Annotated in this window: 14 protein-coding genes and 3 pseudogenes; 7 read left to right on the top strand and 10 right to left on the bottom strand. The window is 64.1% G+C overall.

Annotated features, from left to right (window positions below; all coding sequences use genetic code 11):
• Window positions 1-26: 26 nt before the first annotated feature.
• Window positions 27-1,451, bottom strand: a pseudogene (nhaD, locus tag C2U47_RS19310) (sodium:proton antiporter NhaD).
• 135 nt (window positions 1,452-1,586) lie between these two features.
• Window positions 1,587-2,060: a DUF4357 domain-containing protein gene (locus tag C2U47_RS19305; protein ID WP_010674381.1), complete on the bottom strand. Its 474-nt coding sequence runs from the start codon at window positions 2,058-2,060 to the stop codon at window positions 1,587-1,589.
• A gap of 152 nt (window positions 2,061-2,212) precedes the next feature.
• Here C2U47_RS19305 and C2U47_RS19300 point away from each other — a divergent pair, with 152 nt between their 5' ends.
• The 3 genes from C2U47_RS19300 (at window position 2,213) to C2U47_RS19290 (ending at window position 6,579) form a co-directional block, all read left to right on the top strand.
• On the top strand, window positions 2,213-2,893 hold the full coding sequence (locus C2U47_RS19300; RefSeq protein ID WP_041212869.1) for an ABC transporter ATP-binding protein: 681 nt from the start codon (window positions 2,213-2,215) through the stop codon (window positions 2,891-2,893).
• Window positions 2,894-2,914: 21 nt separating this feature from the next.
• Entirely contained in the window at window positions 2,915-5,341 is a 2,427-nt protein-coding gene (locus C2U47_RS19295) for an FtsX-like permease family protein (RefSeq protein ID WP_041212868.1), read from the top strand.
• A 185-nt stretch (window positions 5,342-5,526) separates the two neighbouring features.
• The gene (locus tag C2U47_RS19290) at window positions 5,527-6,579 is read left to right on the top strand and encodes a lipocalin-like domain-containing protein (protein ID WP_041212867.1); all 1,053 of its coding nucleotides are present in this window, start codon (window positions 5,527-5,529) and stop codon (window positions 6,577-6,579) included.
• Window positions 6,580-6,980: 401 nt separating this feature from the next.
• Here C2U47_RS19290 and C2U47_RS19280 read toward each other — a convergent pair whose 3' ends face one another.
• The 6 genes and pseudogenes from C2U47_RS19280 to C2U47_RS19255 form a co-directional block, all read right to left on the bottom strand.
• Window positions 6,981-7,961, bottom strand: coding sequence for an IS5-like element IS5 family transposase (locus C2U47_RS19280; protein ID WP_026141915.1), 981 nt, complete (start codon window positions 7,959-7,961; stop codon window positions 6,981-6,983).
• Window positions 7,962-8,193: 232 nt separating this feature from the next.
• Window positions 8,194-11,000 (bottom strand): annotated as a pseudogene (locus C2U47_RS23665) (FAD-binding and (Fe-S)-binding domain-containing protein).
• A complete protein-coding gene (locus tag C2U47_RS23115; RefSeq protein WP_041212865.1) occupies window positions 11,000-11,644 on the bottom strand; it encodes a LutC/YkgG family protein in 645 nt (214 codons plus the stop codon). The pseudogene C2U47_RS23665 and the gene C2U47_RS23115 overlap by 1 nt, the downstream one beginning before the upstream one ends.
• A 1-nt stretch (window position 11,645) precedes the next feature.
• Window positions 11,646-13,081 (bottom strand): annotated as a pseudogene (locus C2U47_RS19265) (LutB/LldF family L-lactate oxidation iron-sulfur protein).
• Window positions 13,074-13,895, bottom strand: a complete 822-nt coding sequence (locus C2U47_RS19260; protein WP_080989992.1) for a (Fe-S)-binding protein — start codon at window positions 13,893-13,895, stop codon at window positions 13,074-13,076. The pseudogene C2U47_RS19265 and the gene C2U47_RS19260 overlap by 8 nt, the downstream one beginning before the upstream one ends.
• Before the next feature lie 12 nt (window positions 13,896-13,907).
• The gene (locus C2U47_RS19255; protein WP_052815658.1) at window positions 13,908-15,605 is read right to left on the bottom strand and encodes an L-lactate permease; all 1,698 of its coding nucleotides are present in this window, start codon (window positions 15,603-15,605) and stop codon (window positions 13,908-13,910) included.
• 61 nt (window positions 15,606-15,666) lie between these two features.
• Here C2U47_RS19255 and C2U47_RS19250 point away from each other — a divergent pair, with 61 nt between their 5' ends.
• A complete protein-coding gene (locus C2U47_RS19250; RefSeq protein ID WP_080989993.1) occupies window positions 15,667-16,644 on the top strand; it encodes a LysR family transcriptional regulator in 978 nt (325 codons plus the stop codon).
• Between the two features lie 15 nt (window positions 16,645-16,659).
• Here C2U47_RS19250 and C2U47_RS19245 read toward each other — a convergent pair whose 3' ends face one another.
• Window positions 16,660-17,454: an alpha/beta fold hydrolase gene (locus C2U47_RS19245; RefSeq protein ID WP_010674369.1), complete on the bottom strand. Its 795-nt coding sequence runs from the start codon at window positions 17,452-17,454 to the stop codon at window positions 16,660-16,662.
• Window positions 17,455-17,560: 106 nt separating this feature from the next.
• Here C2U47_RS19245 and C2U47_RS19240 point away from each other — a divergent pair, with 106 nt between their 5' ends.
• The 3 genes from C2U47_RS19240 to C2U47_RS19230 are packed head-to-tail and all read left to right on the top strand — an operon-like array spanning window position 17,561 to window position 18,811.
• Window positions 17,561-17,932: an MmcQ/YjbR family DNA-binding protein gene (locus tag C2U47_RS19240; protein WP_039038958.1), complete on the top strand. Its 372-nt coding sequence runs from the start codon at window positions 17,561-17,563 to the stop codon at window positions 17,930-17,932.
• Window positions 17,933-17,935: 3 nt separating this feature from the next.
• A complete protein-coding gene (locus tag C2U47_RS19235; RefSeq protein ID WP_029314371.1) occupies window positions 17,936-18,415 on the top strand; it encodes a GNAT family N-acetyltransferase in 480 nt (159 codons plus the stop codon).
• A 60-nt stretch (window positions 18,416-18,475) separates the two neighbouring features.
• Complete coding sequence (locus C2U47_RS19230) at window positions 18,476-18,811, top strand: DUF3802 family protein (protein WP_010674366.1); 336 nt, start codon at window positions 18,476-18,478, stop codon at window positions 18,809-18,811.
• A 302-nt stretch (window positions 18,812-19,113) separates the two neighbouring features.
• Here the strand turns inward: C2U47_RS19230 and msrA are convergent, their stop codons facing one another.
• Entirely contained in the window at window positions 19,114-19,746 is a 633-nt protein-coding gene (gene msrA / locus C2U47_RS19225; RefSeq protein ID WP_010674365.1) for a peptide-methionine (S)-S-oxide reductase MsrA, read from the bottom strand.
• Between the last annotated feature and the right edge of the window lie 59 nt (window positions 19,747-19,805).

Raw genomic sequence — 19,805 nt, 5'->3', positions numbered from 1 at the left:
CTCCCTGGTGCCTGGAACCGGGTTGCCTAAAACAGGGCGCTGTTGAGCCACAGGTGCGCCCCTATGCCGACCATATAGCCAAGCAAAATGGCAGGCAACCACTTGAGGTGCCCGACGAAGGTATACATGCCCCTGGCCTGCCCCATCAGGGCCACCCCGGCGGCGGAGCCGACCGAAAGCAGACTGCCCCCCACCCCGGTGGTCAATGTCACCAGCAGCCACTGCCCCGTGCTCATCTGCGGCTCCATGGAGAGCACGGCGAACATCACCGGAATGTTGTCGATCAGGGCGGAGAGCAGGCCGATGACGACGTTGGCCAGGGTCGGATCGCCACCGTCATAGAGGAAATGGGAGGCAAGCGCCAGATACCCCATAAACCCGAGGCCGCCGACGCACATCACCACCCCGTAGAAGAAGAGCAGGGTGTCCCACTCCGCCTTGGCAATCTTGTTGAACACATCGAACGGCACCACCGAGCCCAGACGCAGCAGCCTGGCCTCGTCCCCGGTGCGCTCATACAGCGCCCGTGCCCGGGCCAGGGTGACGGGCTGGGTCTTTCGCAGATAGAAACTGAAAAATTGCAGGTAGCCCAGCCCCATCATCATGCCGAGCACGGGGGGCAGCCCCAGGAAGTGATGGCAGGCGACTGCGGTCACTATGGTGAGTACAAAGAGCAGCACGATGACAACGGCGCCGCGCCTTGGCACCACCATCTAGCCCGGCATGGCGGGCACCAGACGGGGCACCATCAGGCTCATCAGGGTGGCCGGCACCAGGAAGTTGAGCAGGGCGGGGATGAAGAGCAGCAAGAACTGCTGGAACGGCACCTTGCCCGCCTGCCACACCATCAGGGTGGTGATGTCGCCAAAGGGGCTGAAGGCGCCGCCCGCATTGGCTGCCACGACGATGTTGATGCAGGCCAGGTTGATGAAGCGGCGCTCCCCGTTGGCCACGTTGAGCACCACTGAGCACATCAGCAGCGCCGTGGTGAGGTTGTCCACCACGGGGGAGATGAAAAAGGCGAGAAAACCGGTGAGCCAGAAGAGCGTACGCAGGCTGAATCCCGCCTGCACCAGGCGTACCCGCAGCACGGCGAACAGCAGCCTGTCCTCCATGGCGTTCACATAGGTCATGGCCACCAGCAAGAAGAGCATCAGTTCGGCATACTCCAGCAGGTTGTGCCGAAAACCGGCCTGAACCAGCTCGCTTTGCCCCTGCCCCGTATAGACCAGGCCGATGGCTATCCAGATGATGCCGGCGGCCACCAGCACCGGCTTGGACTTTCGCAGCTTCAGGTACTCCTCGGCCATCACCAGGGCATAAGCCAGGGCGAAGATGGCGAGGGCGAAGAGCCCGACCCCGCTGTGGGTCAGATCGAGGGGGCCGTTGCCCGCAGCGGCGGGGGCACTGAGCAGGGCCGTCCCGGGCACGAGGCGAAGGAGTCCAGACATGGCGGCATCTCCTGGCAGGCGTCTGGCATTGAGGCTAGCAGCGCAAAGGGAAGCCGCCCTCCTTGTCATCCTGATGAGCGGCCCGCCGCGGGCACTAAGGCAAACATGAGCGAGGCCCGTTGCCGGGCCCCGTCATCAGGAGGTCTTCTTGCCAAAACCCGATTGCTTGAGGGTGTAGCCTGCGCTGTTTTGCCAGGCATCCAGCCCGCTTCGGTTGTTGCCCGCCACCAGGCTCGCGGCCAGGCTCGGGCTGTTGAAGAGCTGATCGGCGGTAAAGATGAAGCCCCCTTCGGGGTGGGGAACGAGCACCCCCTTGCCCAGCAGCTCCTGGCGCAGCTCGATCACCGCCTCGCGCAGGGAGGCCGCATCCTCGCCGTTGGCGGTGGAGCCCGCCTGGACCATGAAACCGGGGTTTTGCCGCTTGCCCACCGGATAACCATGGGCCTCTGCCCCCTTGCCGTTGAAGTGGTAGAGCTCGCGCTCCCCCGGCTTGTTGTCGGAGAGGGCCTTTTGCAGGGTCATCAGCTCGTTGTAGATATCGATGGGGACCACGGCAGCCTGCTTGACGCCCTTGCTGTCGACGATAAAACTGACTTGCTTGTGTAACATCCTTGCTCATCCTGTGACCCATGGAAGGCCCTATTCTAACCACCTCAGGCAAGCGGGATCCAGCGAGGATCCCCATCCCTTTTGCAGGCGCGATCACTAACTGGCATAGTGACGGACATTGTGAAAGCCATTGACCATCAAACGGTTATCCCATGCTTAGCCTGCGCAACCTCAGTAAACGCTTCGCCAACGGCGGCGAGACGCTCCCCCTGTTTGAGGGGCTGGATCTCGCCCTCACCCCGGGGGAAACCTGCCTGCTGCTGGGGCAAAGCGGCTGTGGCAAGTCCACCCTGCTCAACCTCATCGCCGGTCTCATCGCCCCGGACGAGGGGGAGATCTGGCTGAAAGAGACCCGTCTCGACACCCTGCCGACAGACGAGCGGGCCCGGCTTCGCGGGCGCCATTTCGGCATCGTCTATCAGGATTTCAACCTGCTGCCGACCCTGACCGTGGCCGAGAACCTCGCCCTGCCCCTTCAGATAAACAACCTGCCCCAGGACGATGGGCGCCTCGATGCCCTGCTCGCGCGCCTTGGCATGGGCCACAAACGCCACGCCTGGCCGGAACAGCTCTCCGGCGGCCAGCGCCAGCGGGTGGCGCTGGCCCGAGCCCTCATTCATCAGCCCCGTTGGCTGCTCGCCGACGAACCCACCGGGAGCCTTGATGAACACAACGCCGAGCAGGTGATGGCCCTGATGATGAGCGCGGTGCGCGATACCGGCGCCGGTCTCTTGCTGGTGAGCCACAACCCGGGCTATGGCGACCTGGCGGATCGGGTGCTGCGCCTTGAAGGGGGGCAGCTGGTCGAGCTCAAGGGGCGCCGCCATGGCTGACGTCTGCCGGGGGGCCTGCTGATGTTGCCGCTCAAGGCGCTGCTGCGCCTCTATCGCGCTCACCCCTGGTTGCTCTTGATGAGCCTGGCCGGGCTCACCCTCGGGGTCACCCTGGTGGTGGCCATCGAGCTCTTGAACCACAGCGCCCGCACCAACTTCGTCGCCGCCCGCAGCCAGCTCGCCGGGGAGGCCAACTACCGCCTGGCCCCCCAGGGTGGCCTGGATGAGCAAGTCTACGTGAGGCTGGTGCGAAGCCAGCCGAACCTTGACGCCATGCCAGAGCTTCACGCCTGGCTCAAGGACGAGCAGGGGCACAGCTTCCAGTTGCTGGGGATGGATCTCTTCAACCCCGGCCCCCTGCGCCGCCTCTTTGGCGATGCGCCTGACAGCCAACCCGATGTCTCGTTGAATCGCGCCGACAGCGTCTGGCTGGCCGCCCCCGAGGCGAGGCGCCTTGACTGGCAAGCGGGCCAGTCGCGAACCTTTGTGCTGGGGGATGAGGGGCAACGCCCCCTGACTCTGACCCTGGCGGGCACCTTCGAGCCCGGCGCCGTCCCCATGGAGCGGCTGCTGGTGACCGACATCGGCCTCGCCCAGCCCCTGCTTGGCAAGGAAGGCAGACTGGATCGCATCGTCTTCAAACTCAGCGAGCAAGAGGCCCATACCTTGCAAAGAGCCTTGCAGGCGGCCCTGCAATCCTATGCCCCCCATCAGCCCCTCTGGCTTGAGCCCATCAGCCCGGCCCTCGATGCCAGCCAGCTCGGAGATGCGCTGGCGCTGAACCTTACCGCCCTCTCCCTGCTCGCCATGGCGGTGGGATTGTTCTTGGTGTTCAACGCCCAGCGCTTCGTGCAGAGCGTGCGCCGCCCCCTGCTCGCCCAGCTCATCATCCTCGGGATGCCGCCGCGCCGGGTGCTGCGCTGGCTGACCCTGGAGATCCTGATCCTCGCCACCCTCGGCACTCTGCTCGGGCTGTTGCTCGGCAGCCTGCTGGCCCTCGCCCTGATGGGGCAGCTCACCCAGGCGCTGGCCGACCTTTATGGCCCCAACCCCATCGACCTGCTGCGCCTCTCCCCGACGAGCCTTGGCAAGGCGCTGGTGATTGGCCTTCTGGGGATGCTTGCCGCCAACCTGCCCGGCTGGTGGCAACTGCTGCGCCAATCCCCCCTTGCGCTGCGAGAGGGCAACAGTCGCCCACCGGCTCACCCCTGGCAACGCCGGGGGCTTGCCATCGTCATTCTGCTGCTGTGCGCCCTGTGTCTGTGGCAGCCCGCCACCGGCCTTGGCGGCGCCCTCTTCGTGGCCGGAGGCTGGCTGCTCGCCATGGCCCTCCTGCTGCCCGATGCCCTTCGCTCCTTGCTGGGGCGGCTGCGTGCACGCGGCCCCCTCACCGCCCGGCTCGGGGTGGCAGAAACCCTCTATCACCTGGATCGCACCGCCATCGCGGTGATGGCGCTGCAACTGGCCATCGCCGCGGCCATCGGCATCGGGGTCATGGTGTCGAGCTTTCGCTCGAGCGTGGAGATCTGGCTCGGCCAGCGCCTGGCCGCCGATCTCTACGTCACCGCTCCCAAGGGGGTGGCCGGCAGCAGGGGCGCACTCGGCGAGCAGACCCTCAACACCATCCTCGCCTCGCCAGATGTGCGCGCCGCCTCCCGCCGCGCCGTGCTCCCCGCCCGCTGGCAGGGGCAGCCCATCGAGTGGGCGCAGATGGACTTTATCCCCGAGCTCAAAGCCGCCTATCCCCTGTTGGCCGGGCGCTGGCCCGCTGCTCCCGACGAGGTGCTGGCGAGCGAACCGCTGACGGTACGTCTCGGGGTCAGGGTGGGCCAGCGCCTCGAGGTAACCAGCGAAGGGGGGCCGAGGGCTTTCACCGTCACCGGCGTCTATCAGGATTACGGCAGCGACAAGGGGCAGATACTGCACGCCTTCGAAGGGGGCAAGGTGCAATCCCTGGCCCTCTTCAGCCCGGATCCCGAGCACCTTGGTGACAGGCTCAGGAGCCAGTTTGGTGAGCAGGTGAACCTGTTGCCCGCCCCCGCCATCCACGCCGCAGCCCTCAAGGTGTTCGATCAGACCTTCGTGGTGACCGAGCTATTGAAGTTGCTCATTCTGGGGATCGCCTTCGTCGGCATCGGCTCGGCCTTTATGGTGCTGGGGCTGGCCCGGCGCGGCGAGTTGCAGACCCTGCAAAGCCTTGGCCTGAGCCCGCGCCACTGCCGCCGGCTGCTGGTGTGGCAAGGGGCGGGCCTCGGGCTGCTCACCGCGCTGTTGGCCCTGCCGGTGGGCTATGGCCTTGCCTGGGTGCTCATCGAGGTGGTCAACCCCCGCGCCTTTGGCTGGCGGCTGGCCTTCGAGGCCGCCCCCTTGCACGCCGTCACGGCGCTCCTGCTCGCCCCCGTCTGTGGCGCGCTCGCCTCCTGGTACGCCGCAAGGAGAGTGGTATGAAATATCGGTTGGCGCACTGGCTCAGCCATGGCTTGACGTTCCCATTGACCAGATCCCTGTCACCGCCCTTGATTCAACGCAGAGAAGCGCACAGAGCTATCGTGAACCATCCCCTCTCCCTTCGGGAGAGGGCCAGGGTGAGGGAAATCTTGTCCTCTTTACGGACCCTGTGGCTTGCAGCCCCCTTGATCCCGCTTATTGCCATAAGCGGCAACGCGCAGGCCAGCGATTTGGGGAGCATCCTTGGCGGCGGCAGCGATCACTTCAAAAAGGCACTGCCGGGTCAGTCCATCAACCTGCCCGTGGATCACGGTGCCCACCCCGACTACCGCTCCGAGTGGTGGTATCTCACCGGCAACCTGAAAGACGAGCAGGGGCGCGATTACGGCATGCAGTGGACCCTGTTTCGCCAAGGCATCGAGCAGGAGATCACATCGGAGAACCCCTGGCTCACCCCCCAGCTCTGGCTGGCCCAGTTCGCCATCACGGATGTGAGCAAAGGCAGCCACCAGCAGGACGAGCGCACCAGCCGCCAGGGGCCAGGGCTCGCCGGTGCCAGCGGCGGTCAGTATTGGCTGAAAGAGTGGGTGCTGGCCTCTCAGGGCGAAGCGCTTTTTCCCGCCACCCTCAAGGTGCAAAGCAAGGCGGGGGAGCTTGATGTGAAGGTGAGCGCCGCCAAGCCGGCGGTGCTACAGGGCAAACAGGGTTACAGCGAGAAGAGCCCGGGCAACGCCTCCTTCTACTACTCCTACCCGCGCCTGACCATCAGCGGCACCCTGACCCTGGATGGGGAGACCCGCAACGTCAGCGGTGAGGGTTGGTTTGATCACGAGTGGAGCAGCTCGGTATTGGCCGAGTGGCAATCGGGCTGGGACTGGTTTTCGCTGCAATTTGAAGATGGCCGCGAGCTGATGCTGTTTCGCCTGCGCACCAAATCGGGCCGCGCCCATTCCGAAAACAAGCCCGAGAACCGCTACGGCATCCTGATTGAACGGGACGGCAGCAGCCGGGTGCTGAGCCCAGATCACATCCGCCTCACTCCCGGCAAGACCTGGCGCGGCCCCAAGGGGCAAGCCTACCCCATCGAGTGGCAGCTGGAAGCCGCCGATATCAAGCTCACCATCCAGGCGCGCCAGCCCAATCAGGCCATGACGGGGCGTTTTGACTACTGGGAAGGGGCGGTCTTAGTCTCGGGGGACGCCAAAGGCGTCGGCTATCTGGAAATGACGGGATATTGACCGCCTTGAAATCAGATCGCCTTCAAAAAATCATTCAGATTCCATGCTTTAGATGGTTTTTTTCTCAACAGAATTTCTCGTACTTGATACCTTACCCAGACGGCCCTTCCCCTACTGCCCAAAACCCCAAGGATCACCTGTGGCTTTGCTCATCCTCCATTAACACATTGTTATATTCAAAGAGATGAAATGTTACATCCGAGAATTTTATTTAAATATCGAAAACTCGATAAAAGCTGTTTGGAACTGCTCCTAAGGAAGGTGCGAATAAGCGGGGAAATTCTTCTCGGCTGACTCAGTCATTTCATTTTTTCAGTTTGAGCCGATCTTTTCTCCCGTAAATGCCTTGAATCAGCCTATTTAGACCGTTTCTTCGCCATTTAAGGCGTTATTCCCAGTTTTTAGTGAGATCTCTCCCACTGACGTATCATTTGGTCCGCCCGAAACAGGTTGGCCAGCGTGAATAACATCGCCAGTTGGTTATCGTTTTTCAGCAACCCCTTGTATCTGGCTTTCACGAAGCCGAACTGTCGCTTGATGATGCGAAACGGGTGCTCCACCTTGGCCCGGATGCTGGCTTTCATGTATTCGATGTTGATGGCCGTTTTGTTCTTGCGTGGATGCTGTTTCAAGGTTCTTACCTTGCCGGGGCGCTCGGCGATCAGCCAGTCCACATCCACCTCGGCCAGCTCCTCGCGCTGTGGCGCCCCTTGGTAGCCGGCATCGGCTGAGACAAATTGCTCCTCTCCATGCAGCAGATTACCCAGCTGATTGAGGTCATGCTCGTTGGCCGCGGTGGTGACTAGGCTGTGGGTCAGGCCACTCTTGGCATCGACACCAATGTGGGCCTTCATGCCAAAGTGCCACTGATTGCCTTTCTTGGTCTGATGCATCTGCGGATCGCGTTGCTGCTCTTTGTTCTTGGTCGAGCTGGGTGCCTCAATGATGGTGGCATCGACCAAGGTGCCTTGAGTCATCATGACGCCTGCTTCGGCCAGCCAGCGATTGATGGTCTTGAACAATTGGCGGGCCAGTTGATGCTGCTCCAGCAGGTGGCGGAAATTCATGATGGTGGTGCGGTCCGGCAAGGCGCTATCCAGGGATAACCGGGCAAACAGACGCATGGAGGCGATTTCGTACAGAGCATCTTCCATCGCGCCATCGCTCAGGTTGTACCAATGCTGCATGCAGTGAATGCGTAGCATGGTTTCCAGCGGATAAGGTCGCCGGCCATTACCAGCCTTGGGATAAAACGGCTCGATGACTTCCACCATGTTTTGCCATGGCAGAATCTGCTCCATGCGGGACAAGAAAATCTCTTTTCTGGTCTGACGGCGCTTACTGCTGAATTCACTGTCGGCGAAGGTGAGCTGATGACTCATGATGAACCCTTTTTCATGGCTCCAGATGACAAACATGATCTCATATCAGGGACTTGTTCGCACCTTCCCTCACCGGCAGGGGCTTGACGCACACAATTCGGCAGGGATGGGATAATCCGTTTTCTCTATGCAGGTTCTGACTATGACGCGCAGCAACTCCTTGGAGTAACGCCCCAGGCGTTTAACGTCTCCAACAACGGCAGGATTTTTTTGTCCTGCCGTTGTTGTTTTCCTATCTCGCCGCCTGATCCACCAGATAGAGGATGCTGTGATAGGGAATGCCAGCATGCTGGCTAAGCCCCATTTCGCAGGTGCGGCTGTTGCTGAATCCCTGGCGGCAATCCCTGGGGACCTGAACGGGCAGGCTGGCAAGCGCCGCGGCGTTGAGCTCAGGCGTCATCAGCCCCTTGTCGCCGGCAAAGCCGCAGCACTGGATATGCTCAGGGATTATCACCTCGCGGGCACAGGCGCGGGCCACCGCCAGCATCTTATCGCCGAGCCCCATGCGCCGGCTGCTGCAGGTGATATGGAGCATCACTGTCTCATCGATGGGGGTCAGCTCAAGGTGGGGCAGCAGGTGTTCCAGCACAAAGGCAGAGGGCTCAAACACCCGAAGGCCCTTGCCGAGTGCCCCCGAGAGCAGTCGCTGCACGCAGGGGCTGGTATCGAGCAGCACGGGCCAGCGGCCCTGCTCGCTTGCCTGCCACAATGCCTCGGCCAGCTCACTGCGCTTGGCGGCAGCCACCTCGACCATCCCCTTGCTGTCATAGGGCATGCCGCAGCAGAGCCCCTCGATACCTTGCGGCACTATGACCCGGCAACCCGCTTTATTGAGGAGTGATTGCACCACGTCCGGCAGTGACGGGGCTTCCTCCTGCTGGCCGAACACCCGGCTGGCGCAGGACGGCAGATAGACCACGGCGCGATCCTCTCCAATGTCCTCGCTGGATCCGCCATGGCTCCCCTCCCCTTGCGGCCACAGGTAGCGGCTCGGCCCCGGCAGTGTGGGCAACCAGGCGGGTGTGCGCTGGCCGCTCAGATGGCGAACCCCGTTCACCAATCCTGCCAGCGCCTTGTCTCCCAGCACCTTCCCGGCAATGGCTTTGAAGCCGAGGGCCCCACGGGCCGTGCGGGTAACGCCGGCGAAATGATCGGCGCTCCAGCGGGCGATGGGCACGAAGCGCTGGTACTTGTCAGAGCGCAGCTTCTTGATGAGCGCTCCGGTGTTGATGCCCACCGGGCAGCGATCGGCGCACAGCCCGGTGGCGGCGCAGGTGTCGATGCCCTGATAGTCAAACAGCCGGGCAAGATCCCCTGCAACTTCACCGCTGCGACCACGGCGCGACAACTCCCGATAGAGCACGATGCGCTGGCGCGGCGAGAGCGACAGGGTGCGCGAGGGGCAGACCGCCTCGCAAAAGCCGCACTCGATGCACGGATCCACGATGGCATCGCTCGCCGGCATGGGCTTGAGATGGGCCAGGTGGGCCTTGGGGTCATCGTTGATGATGACGCCGGGATTGAGCAGGCCGTCCGGGTCCAGCAGCGCCTTGATGCGGCGCATCAGCGCCATCCCCTCCGGCCCCCATTCCAGCTCCACATAGGGGGCCATGTTGCGGCCGGTGCCGTGCTCGGCCTTGAGAGACCCGCCAAAGCGCACCGCGACGAGCTCCGCCACCGCGTCCATAAAGGCGCCGTAGCGGAGCACCTGGGCCGGATCGTCGAACCCCTGGGTAAAGACGAAGTGCAGGTTCCCCTCCAGCGCGTGGCCGAAGATGATGGCTTCACCGTATTCGAAGCGATCGAACAGGGCTTGCAGCCCCGCCACCCCTTCGGCCAAGCGCTCGATGGGAAAGGCGACATCCTCGATGATGACGGTGGTGCCGGTGGTGCGCACCGCCCCACCGCCGGGAAGAGCCCCTTGCGAATGGCCCAGAGCCCGGCGCTGTCGCTGGTAAAAGGCACAGAGGCGACCTGAGCGAACTCGGCCGCCATGCCCATCACCTGCTCGCAGCGATCCACCAGCGCCTCTTTCGATTCCCCATGCACCTCCACAAGCAAGGCGCAGGCAGCCAGATCCAGCGTCTTGATAAAGTCCGGCAGACCGGGCTTGCCCGCCACCGAGCGAAGGGATCGCCCATCCATCAGCTCCACCGCCGCCACCGGCGCACTTTTCAGGCGCGAGGTGGCCAGACACGCCTGCTCGGCGTCCCGGAACACCAGCAGGGCCGAGGCCTTGTGGGGGTATTCGGGCACGGTATCGAGCACCACCTCGGCGATAAAGCCGAGGGTTCCCTCCGAGCCGATCATCAGGTGGGTGAGGATATCGACGGGATCCTCATGATCGAGCAGGGCGTTGATGGCGTAGCCGGTGGTGTTCTTGAGCCGGTACTTGTGGCGGATCTTGGCGGCAAGCTCGGCATTCGCCAGCACTTCGGCACGCAGGGCGGCGAGCCCGTCCAGCAACTCCGGGCGCTTGGCCGCAAAGGCGGCGCGACTGTGAGGGTCGCCGCTCTCCAGCACGGTGCCATCGGCCAGCAGCAAGGTCATGGCGTGCAATGTGTGATAGCTGTTGTGGGCGGTGCCGCAGCACATGCCGCTCGCGTTGTTGGCGGCGATGCCGCCGAGCTTGCAGGCGTTGATGGAGGCGGGGTCCGGCCCAATCTTGCGCCCCAGAGGCGCCAGATAGCGGTTGGCATCGGCGCCGATCACCCCGGGTTGCAGGGCGATGCGCGCCCCCTCGTCCAGAATGCGGTGGCCGCGCCAGCTGTCGGTCAGGGTGATGAGCACCGAATCACTCAGGGCCTGGCCCGAGAGGCTGGTGCCGGCGGCGCGAAAGGTGCACGGCAGGTGCAATTTGCGGCACACCGCCAGCACAAAGCGCACTTCATCGAGGGAGTCGAGGCGCACGATGCGCTCGGGCACCAGCCGGTAGAAGCTGGCGTCCGTGCCGTGGGCGAGGCGCAAGTCCGGGTCGCTCACCAGCCGCTCCGGCGGGATGCGCTCAAGCATGGCGGCGTCAAATTCATTCCAGCGCATCAGCAATCCTCCACCAGCACGACCAAGAGGCGGCTCGGGCCGTGGGCGCCGTAGGCCAGGGTCTGCTGGATGTCGGCGGTCTTGGAGGGGCCGGAGACCAGCAACAGATTGGTGGGCATGGCCTGCTGCCAGCGCCCGGCCTCTACCAGCCCCGCCAGGTTGTCGGCGATGGTGGAGGCCGCCAGCAGGGCGATATGGCAGGGTGGCACCAGGGACAAGGTGCGCGGCTCGCCGCCATCGGGCAGCAACACGAGCGTCCCGGTATCGGCGATGGCCCCCGCGCAGTGGGTGATGCCCGCCTGACAGGCATCGAACAAATCGTCCTTCCAGCTTGCGAACTCGCCAGAGGGGGTCAACACAGATCGCCCGGCGCAAGCGGCCGCGATTTCGACTTGCCAGCGGCCGCCCTGGCCACAGGCCAGACTCGTCACGCCCTCTTCATCCAGCCAGGCGGTCAGCTCCCGGGCCAGGCTTGCCTCCTTGACGGTGAGGATCTCAGCGTGGCTGGCGCAGATCCCGGCAACAAAGCGCTCGCGCCGTGCGTTGTCATCTACCCCGCGCCAGGGCTGCCAGGCGTGCGGTGCGTGGGCAATGGGGGTGGCGGCGCCGCGCAGGCGGTTCAAGATAGCCTCTTTGCTCGACATCTCAGGACTCCTTCTTCTTCTGGCGCAGCAGGGCGTGCAGGCTCTGGGGGCGGGTTTGGGGGCCTCGCGGCACTGGGTCCAGGGGCCCAGGTGTTTGGGCATCAAGCCCCGCAGGCGACCGGCCACCCCGGTTGCGGCGTGGTAGAGGCGCGGGTGGGTGGCGGCAAAGGCAAAGCCCTGCATGGCAAGGGTCTCGAGCCGGCTTTTGGCCGCCCCCTGCCCCGCCAGCGGTTCGTGACCGGGCTGTGCGTTGTGCTTGGCCTCCCGGCGCAGGCGCTGCAACATGTCGGGAATGGGGATGCGCACCGGGCACACCTCGCCGCAGGCACCGCACAGGCTCGAGGCCGTCACCAGATCGCTCGTGCTTTCCAGCCCCAGCAGGTGGGGGGAGATGATTTTGCCGATGGGCCCCGGGTAGATGGTGCCGTAGGCGTGGCCGCCGATGCGGGTGTAGACCGGGCAGTGGTTCATGCAGGCGCCGCAGCGGATGCACTGCAATGTCTTGCGCAGCTCCTCATCCCGGTAAGCCTGGCTGCGGCCGTTGTCCAGCAGCACCAGGTGTACCTCGTCCGGGCCGTCCAGCTCCCCTGCCCGGCGCGGGCCGCTGATGACGTTGAAGTAGGTGGTGATGGCCTGACCGGTGGCCGAGCGGGTCAGGGCGCTGTAGAGGGGCGGCACGTCGGATAAGCACTCCACCACCTTCTCGATGCCGGTGATGGCCACGTGCACTTTCGGCACCGTGGTGCACATACGCCCGTTGCCCTCGTTCTCGACGAGACACAGGCTGCCGGTCTCGGCCACCGCGAAGTTGACGCCGGAGAGCCCCATGCCGGCGCGGCGAAACTCTTCGCGCAGGGCCCGCCGCCCGGTCTGGATCAGGGCGTCCACGTCCGTGGTGGGGGTGAAGCCTTCCAGGTTGCTTGCGAAGGTGTCGCTCACCTCCTGCTTGTTCTTGTGGATGGCGGGCATGATGATGTGGGACGGGGTGTCGCCGTCGAGCTGGACGATAAACTCCCCCATGTCGCTCTCAAGGCAGCGGATGCCGTGGCGCGCCATCTCGTGGTTGAAGCCTACCTCCTCGCTCACCATGGACTTGCCCTTGACGATGCTGCTCACCCCGTTTTTTTGGGCGATACCGAGGATGATAGCGTTGGCCTCGGCCGGCGTCTGGGCCCAGTGCACCCGGATGCCGTTGCGCTCACAGTTGGCTTCGAGCTGCTCCAAAAGGTCCGGCAGGCGCGAGAGACAGCGCTGGCGAATTTGCTCCGCCGCATCGCGCACCGCCGCTTCTTCCTGCGGGTCGGCGAAGGCATCCCGGCGCTTGGCGCGCAGGTAATCCATGGCGCCGCGAAAATTCTGGCGCAGCACGGGGTCGGCCAGGGCCGCCTCGGCCTGGGGATGGAAGCGGCGCGGCGAATACTTGGCGTGATCAGACATGGGGCTGGGCCTCTTTGGTATGAGCCAAATCGCTAACAGCGGCGCCGTTATGAGCTATTTCGTCACTGTCGGGGCGGCTGTGGGCGAGCAGGAAGCTCGCCAGGTGGGTGGCAGGCAAGATCCTGCCCTGATAGGCCAGGGATCCCTTGATGTTCAAGAGGCACCCCCAGTCGGCGCTCACCAAGGTGTCGGCGCCGGTGGCCAGCAGGTGGCGGGTCTTGTCCTCCACCATGGCCTGGCTGATGTGGGGGTGGCGCACCGAGAAGGTGCCGCCAAAACCGCAGCACTCGCTCTCGTAGGCCTGTTCATGCAAGGTGACGCCATCGAGCTGCCCCAGCAGGCTGCGGGCCGTGGTGTGTACCTGCATCTCGCGCCGGGCCGAGCAGGAGGTGTGCATGACGATGCTCGCCTCCCCCACCCCGTGCCAGCGCACCCGGCAGACCCGGGCCAGAAACTCGGTGAGCTCGAACACCCGATCGCAAAAATCGGCCACCTCGGGGCTCTCGGGGAAGAGGCGGCGGTAGTGGTGGTGCATCATGCCGCCGCAGGAGCCCGACAGCACCACCACCGGCCAGGGCTCGGGGAAGAGCGCCATCTGGCTTTGCGCCACCTTGCGCGCCTCCTCCTCGTGACCCGAGGTGTAGGCCGGCTGCCCGCAGCAGGTCTGTTTCTCGACAAAGTGCACCCTTATCCCTTCCCGCTCGATCAGGGCGATGGCATCGAGCCCCGCCACCGGGTCGAACAGGTCCACCAGACAGGTGGCGTAGAGATAGACATCGGCCGGCTTGGCCGGGTAGACCCGCATTACCTTCATCACTTGCTCTCCTTACTTGAGCTGCAGCAGTGCGTCCGAGATGTGGAAGCTGTACATGAGCACCAGCCCGATAAGGCCGGTGACCAGCAGGTAGTAGAGGGTCGGCAGCGCCGTCTTGCGCAGCGTCGCCCCCTCACGGCCGAGCAGCCCCACGGTGGCCGAGGCCGCCACCACGTTGTGAATGGCGATCATGTTGCCCGCAGCCGCGCCGACTGCCTGCAGGGCCAGCATGGCGGCGGTGGAGACCCCCAGGGTCTGGGCCACCTCGAACTGGAACTGGCTGAACATCATGTTCGATACCGTGTTGGAGCCGGCGATAAAGGCCCCCAGCGCGCCGATGGTGGCGCTGAGCGCAGGGAAGAACTCCCCCACCAGCCCGGCGGCAAAATTCGCGGTGGTCACCGGCATGCTGGCGAGATCCGCCCCGTTGACGCCGGAGTTGATGAAGATGCGCACCATGGGCACGGTGAAGATGAGCACGAAACCGGCGCCGATCAGGGTGCGGCTGGACTCCCCCAATGCCCGACCGAAGGGGGCGAGGGAGCGCGACTGCAGCCAGGTGGCGAGCAGGGCGCAAAGTACCAGCAGGCCCCCCGGCAGGTAGAGCGGCTCAATGGAGGAGCTGACCCCCTTCTCCCCCAAGAGGTCTGTGAAGGCGAGGCTCACCGACAAGAGGCTTGCCTTGAACTCCGGGCTCACCCGGCTCGCCACCAGCAGGAGCGCCAGCGCCACATAGGGGAGCCAGGCCAGCATGAGCGACATGGGGCGACCAGCGGCCTCTTTGAGATCGAGCTTGAGGGAACCCAGCCACTCGGCGGGCCACTCGTTCTCGGGGGCGAAATCCCAGGAGTTCTTGGGCACCAGAAAACCGGCTCGCGCCGCCGTCACCACCAGGGCCAGCCCCACCAGACCGCCGATGAGGGACGGGAACTCGGGGCCGAGCAGCATGCCGGTGAGGGCATAGGGGACGGTGAAGGCGAGCCCGGCGAATATCGCGAAGGGCAGGATGGAGAGCCCCTCTGTCCAGCTGCGGTTGCGGCCGAAGAAGCGGGTCAGCATCATCACCATCAGCACCGGCATCAGGGTGCCGACGGTGGCGTGAATGAGGGCCACGTTGGTGGTCACCTGCTGCAAATAGATGTCCCAGCTGCTGCCACCGGCGCTCAGGGTCTGGCCGATGGCCTGGTTATCCAGCCCCTTGTTGATGCCCACCAGGATGGGGGTGCCCACTGCGCCGAACGACACCGGGGTGGACTGGATCATCATGCCGAGCAGCACGGCGGCCAGCGCCGGAAAACCGATGGCCACCAGCAGCGGCGCGGCGATGGCGGCCGGGGTGCCAAAACCCGAGGCCCCTTCGATAAAGGCGCCGAAGCACCAGGCGATGATGATGGCCTGGATGCGCCTGTCCGGCGAGATGTTGGTAAAACCGCCGCGAATGGCGGTGATGGCGCCGGTGTGTTTGAGGGTGTTGAGCATCAGGATGGCGCCGAACACGATCCAGAGCACGGTCACCGTGATCACCAGCCCCTGCAGGGTGGAGGCGAAGACCCGGGTTGGGCTCATCTGCCAGCCCCAGAGGGCGATGAACACGGTCAACAGGAAGGCGACGGGCATGGCGCGCTTGGCGGGCCAGTTGAGGCCGACCAGCAGCACGGCGGCCACCAGGATCGGCGAGAAGGCCACCAGGGCCAGCAGGGTGTCTGTCATCATTGCGTCCTTGTCCAGAGGGGTGCAGAGGCGCACCTTGTTGTTGTTTTGTTAAGCGGACGTGACCTTACCCTGTTCCTTTTTCGCGATATATGGAAATAATGAACAACATTCGTTCCAAAAGTTGATCAATATGGCCAGTACCGACGACCTCATCCTCTTCGCCCAGGTGGTGGAGGCCGGATCCTTCAGCAAGGTAGCGGAACAAAATTCCCTGACAAATTCAGTGGTTAGCAAGCGGATCGGGCGTCTTGAGGAGGAGCTCGGGGTCCAGCTCCTCTATCGCACCACCCGCCGGCTCACCCTGAGCGAGGCGGGCAAGGCGCTCTATCAAGGTGCCAAAAATGTGAAGGCCGCCGCACTGGACGCCTTCGACGCGGTGGCGGGATTTGGTGAAAAGGTGAGCGGTCATGTGCGGATGTCGGTGCCCACCATCTCGGGGGAGCTCTTGCTCGCCGATGCGGTGGCCGATTTTTGCCAGCAGCACCCGGGGCTCACGGTGGAGATGTCGCTGGACAACCGCTTCGTCAACCTGGTGGAAGAGGGGTTCGATCTGGTCATTCGCACCGGCTATCTGGATGACTCGAGCCTGATTGCCCGCCACATTCTCGACTCCCAGTGGGTCATCTGCGCCGCCCCCGCCTATGTGCGCCGCTTCGGGGCGCCGCGGGAGCCGTCAGACTTGCTCGCCCACAACTGCCTGCGCTACGCCTACCAGAGCACGGGGGCCTCGGAGTGGGCCTTCAAGGGGGAAGAGGGCAACTATCTGGTGTCGGTGTCGGGGAGCTTTTCAACCGACAACGCCGGCGCCCTGCGCAAGGCGGCGCTGGGGGGGCGCGGCATCGTCTATGTGCCGCGCTGTCTGGTCTATCACGACCTGATGCAGGGGGATCTGGTGGACTTGTTTCCCGACCGGGTGGGCAAGAAGCTCGGCATCTACGCCGTCTACCCCTTCACCCGCCAGCCGCCGCGCAAGATAAGGCTGCTCATCGAGCACATCCGCCAGCGCTATCTGGAGATTGGCCACTACTTCCTCTGAGGCCCTTGTCGGGCCTCAGAGGGCGGATGACGCCGCCTGACGGGAGAGAAACGCCAGGGACTGGCGGTTGAAGTGATCCGGCTGCTCCACGTTGCAGACGTGGCCGCACTTTTCGATGATTTCGAGGCGGCTGTAAGGGTCGCGGGCCACCTGCTCGCGCACCGGGGCGAGGAACATGTGATCCTCCTCCCCCATCACGTAGAGGGTGGGAATGGGCAGGGCCCGCTCGCGAAAGTAGCGCATCAGGGGGTTCACCTCGGTGGCGAGACGGAACCAGCGCTTGAACTCCTTCTGGCACAGCTTTCTGGCCTCGCGCACGAAGAGGTTGCGGGACTCCTGATGGTGCTGGCGCGGCATGATGATGAAGGCGAACAGGCGGTAGAGCCACATGTAGGGCAGGAAGTGCTGGCCGAGGCGACCAAGCTGCACCAGCACCCGGGAGCGGATGTCGAGACGCAGGATGGCGCCGCCGAGCACCATGCTCTTGACCCGCTCGGGGCGAAGCTCCGCCAGGTGGCGGATGAGGATGGTGCCAAGAGAGATGCCGACAAAATGGGCGTGGGGGATGCGCAGGTGATCCAGCAGGCGCAGGATATCCTCGGTCACGGCCCGAAAGCTGTAGTGCCCCTTTACCACCTGCTGCAGCTGGTTGGACTGGCCGTGACCGCGAAGGTCCAGCAGCAGCACGTTGAAGTGCTCCCGGTAGGCCCGCAACTGCTTGAACCAGATGGAGGAGCTGCCGCCCGCACCGTGCACGAACACCACCCAATCCCGATCGGGACCCAGTTCAAAGGTCTTGTGGTACAACATCTCATGGGCTCCCGGGGTGATGGGGGGTATACTCGGCGCGCATATTAACAGAAGGCTCACCCCGGTGAACATGCTTCCACCATGATCGGACCAGCCTGGAGTCCCCATGACCCTCGTTCAATTGCGTGAATTTTTGCTCAGCCAGCCCGGCGCCACCGAGGACACCCCCTTCGGCCCGGAGATCCTGGTCTACCGCATCGCCGGCAAGATGTTTGCCCTGGTGGACTGGCAGGCGGAGCCCCTCTCCATCAACCTGAAGTGCGAACCCGAGCTCGCCCTGCTGCTGCGGGAGATCCACCCCGAGGTGAAACCGGGCTGGCACATGAACAAGCAGCACTGGAACACGGTGACCCTGAGTGAAGGCCTGTCTGACGATCTCTGGCAGGGCTGGATAGTCCACTCCTATGAGCGGGTGGTGGCGGGTCTGCCCAGGGCGAAGCGGCCCCAGGCCCCCCGCGCGACCATCAGGGAGGGTTGATCCATGCCGTCTCTTTCTTCTCCTCGCATCGTCCCCCTCGAGGAGGCGCACATACCAAGGCTTTTGGATCTGTTCGAGCAGTCGGTACGCCGCCTGGGGCCTGCACACTATAGCCCGGAGCAGGTGGAGCAGTGGGCCAGGGGCGCCCATCACCCGGGGCTTGCCAGCCAGTTGCGCGAGCACCATGGCTGGGTCATCGAGCAAGACGATGTGCCCCTTGGCTTTGCCACCCTGAGCGATGACGGTCATCTCAGCCTGCTCTACGTGAGCGCGGATCATCCGCGCCAGGGGCTCGGCACCCTGCTGCTGGAGCGGGTGCTGGCAGCCGCCAGCCAGATGGGACTTGGCAGCCTCACCACGGAGGCGAGCGCCTTCAGCCTCGCTCTCTTCCTGCGTCACGGCTTCCTGCTGACCGGATTGGAGACGGTGGAGCGCGGCGGTGTCCAATTTATCCGCCATCGGCTCCACTGCCGCTTGCCATGACGGGTTCAGCCACTAAAATACGCACCATTTCCCCAAGGCAATGAAGAAAGGGCAGCCATCATGGTGGTAGAGAGCGACGGTTACATTGCGCTGATCGAGTATCTGGTAGAGAGTCTGGGTCTGTTCGAGAGCCAGCAACAAGGCGGCGGCGCCCAGACCATCGAGGATCTGGTGAGCAGCCGGGTGGCCGACAACCTGATGGCCATCTGCGAGCAGAACCCCCAGCTCGACCCCAAGGTGCGCTTCCTGATCATGCAGGAGGCCGATGCCGTGGTCGCCGACCTGGAAGAGGTGCTCTCCGCCGTCTGGTTGTCCGCCCCCAGCGAAGCCCAGCAAGCCTTCCTCATCGAGTTCATCGACCTCATCAAGAACCTGTTCGACAGCACCATCAGCTGACCCCCCCCTGCCGTGACGGCAAGGGGACGAGATGCAATGAGGCGAGGAGTGAGGCGGGACGCCCAATGAAAAGGGCCGCCTCATCGGGCAGCCCTGCTTGCTAGCATTGTCAATTCATCGCGCTTGTCAGAGTAATGAATTTCGGGGCAAAAAAATGTGTCTGGTCTTGGCAACCATCCGTGGTCGCTACCCTGTTGGTCAGCCAGGGTTCAGTTTAGTTCCCCACCTGACGCATTTTTTTCAATTATTTTTCATCACAATGACACGGGGGCCTGATGGCCCCCGTGGTATGCAATGACGCCTCAGCGATTCAGGCTGGGAGGCAGGCAGACGCCGATGCCCCCCAGGCCGCAATACCCCTCGGGATTCTTCTCCAGATATTGCTGGTGATAATCCTCGGCGTAATAGAAGGGGGCCAGCGGCAGGATGCGGGTGGTGATGGTGCGCCCGTCACCGCTCGCCGTCATGGCCTGCTGGTAGGCGGCCAGGCTCTGCTGGGCAATCGCCTCCTGGGTGTCGTCCCCGACGAAGATGACGGAGCGATACTGGGTGCCGATGTCGCCACCCTGGCGCATCCCCTGGGCCGGATCATGGTGTTCCCAGAACAGCTTCACGAGATCCCCATAGCTGATGACCTTGGGATCGAACACCACCTGCACCGTCTCGGCGTGGCCGGTCAGGCCGCTGCACACCTCCTTGTAGGTGGGATTGGGGGTCAGCCCCCCCTGATACCCGGCGGCGGTGGAATAGACCCCGGGCTGCTGCCAGAACAGACGCTCCACACCCCAGAAACAGCCCATGCCGAACCAGGCAAGCTCCATCCCCTCGGGCCAGGGCCCCTGGGTCGGGTGGCCGTTTACTGCGTGCACCTGGCCAATCTCCAGCGCTTCCCGCCGTCCCGGCAGCGCCTCTGCCGGTGAAATAATCTGCTCCATATGCCCTGTCCTTGTATAAAACCCCGCGCAATGCGGCTGACGAAAAGGAACACCGAAGA

Source organism: Aeromonas sp. ASNIH7 (genome assembly GCF_002903485.1).
In the GTDB taxonomy this organism is placed as follows: domain Bacteria; phylum Pseudomonadota; class Gammaproteobacteria; order Enterobacterales; family Aeromonadaceae; genus Aeromonas; species Aeromonas caviae.
Note: the sequence above shows the minus strand (reverse complement) of the source record. Positions and strands in the feature narration are given on the sequence as shown.

What these genes read in the sequence shown, in the direction of transcription:
- C2U47_RS19305 (WP_010674381.1), bottom strand. Translation starts at nt 2,060, where the DNA reads ATGTTACACAAGCAAGTCAGTTTTATCGTCGACAGCAAGGGCGTCAAG.
- C2U47_RS19300 (WP_041212869.1), top strand. Translation starts at nt 2,213, where the DNA reads ATGCTTAGCCTGCGCAACCTCAGTAAACGCTTCGCCAACGGCGGCGAG.
- C2U47_RS19295 (WP_041212868.1), top strand. Translation starts at nt 2,915, where the DNA reads ATGTTGCCGCTCAAGGCGCTGCTGCGCCTCTATCGCGCTCACCCCTGG.
- C2U47_RS19280 (WP_026141915.1), bottom strand. Translation starts at nt 7,961, where the DNA reads ATGAGTCATCAGCTCACCTTCGCCGACAGTGAATTCAGCAGTAAGCGC.
- C2U47_RS23115 (WP_041212865.1), bottom strand. Translation starts at nt 11,644, where the DNA reads ATGTCGAGCAAAGAGGCTATCTTGAACCGCCTGCGCGGCGCCGCCACC.
- C2U47_RS19260 (WP_080989992.1), bottom strand. Translation starts at nt 13,895, where the DNA reads ATGAAGGTAATGCGGGTCTACCCGGCCAAGCCGGCCGATGTCTATCTC.
- C2U47_RS19255 (WP_052815658.1), bottom strand. Translation starts at nt 15,605, where the DNA reads ATGACAGACACCCTGCTGGCCCTGGTGGCCTTCTCGCCGATCCTGGTG.
- C2U47_RS19245 (WP_010674369.1), bottom strand. Translation starts at nt 17,454, where the DNA reads ATGTTGTACCACAAGACCTTTGAACTGGGTCCCGATCGGGATTGGGTG.
- C2U47_RS19240 (WP_039038958.1), top strand. Translation starts at nt 17,561, where the DNA reads ATGACCCTCGTTCAATTGCGTGAATTTTTGCTCAGCCAGCCCGGCGCC.
- C2U47_RS19235 (WP_029314371.1), top strand. Translation starts at nt 17,936, where the DNA reads ATGCCGTCTCTTTCTTCTCCTCGCATCGTCCCCCTCGAGGAGGCGCAC.
- C2U47_RS19230 (WP_010674366.1), top strand. Translation starts at nt 18,476, where the DNA reads ATGGTGGTAGAGAGCGACGGTTACATTGCGCTGATCGAGTATCTGGTA.
- msrA (WP_010674365.1), bottom strand. Translation starts at nt 19,746, where the DNA reads ATGGAGCAGATTATTTCACCGGCAGAGGCGCTGCCGGGACGGCGGGAA.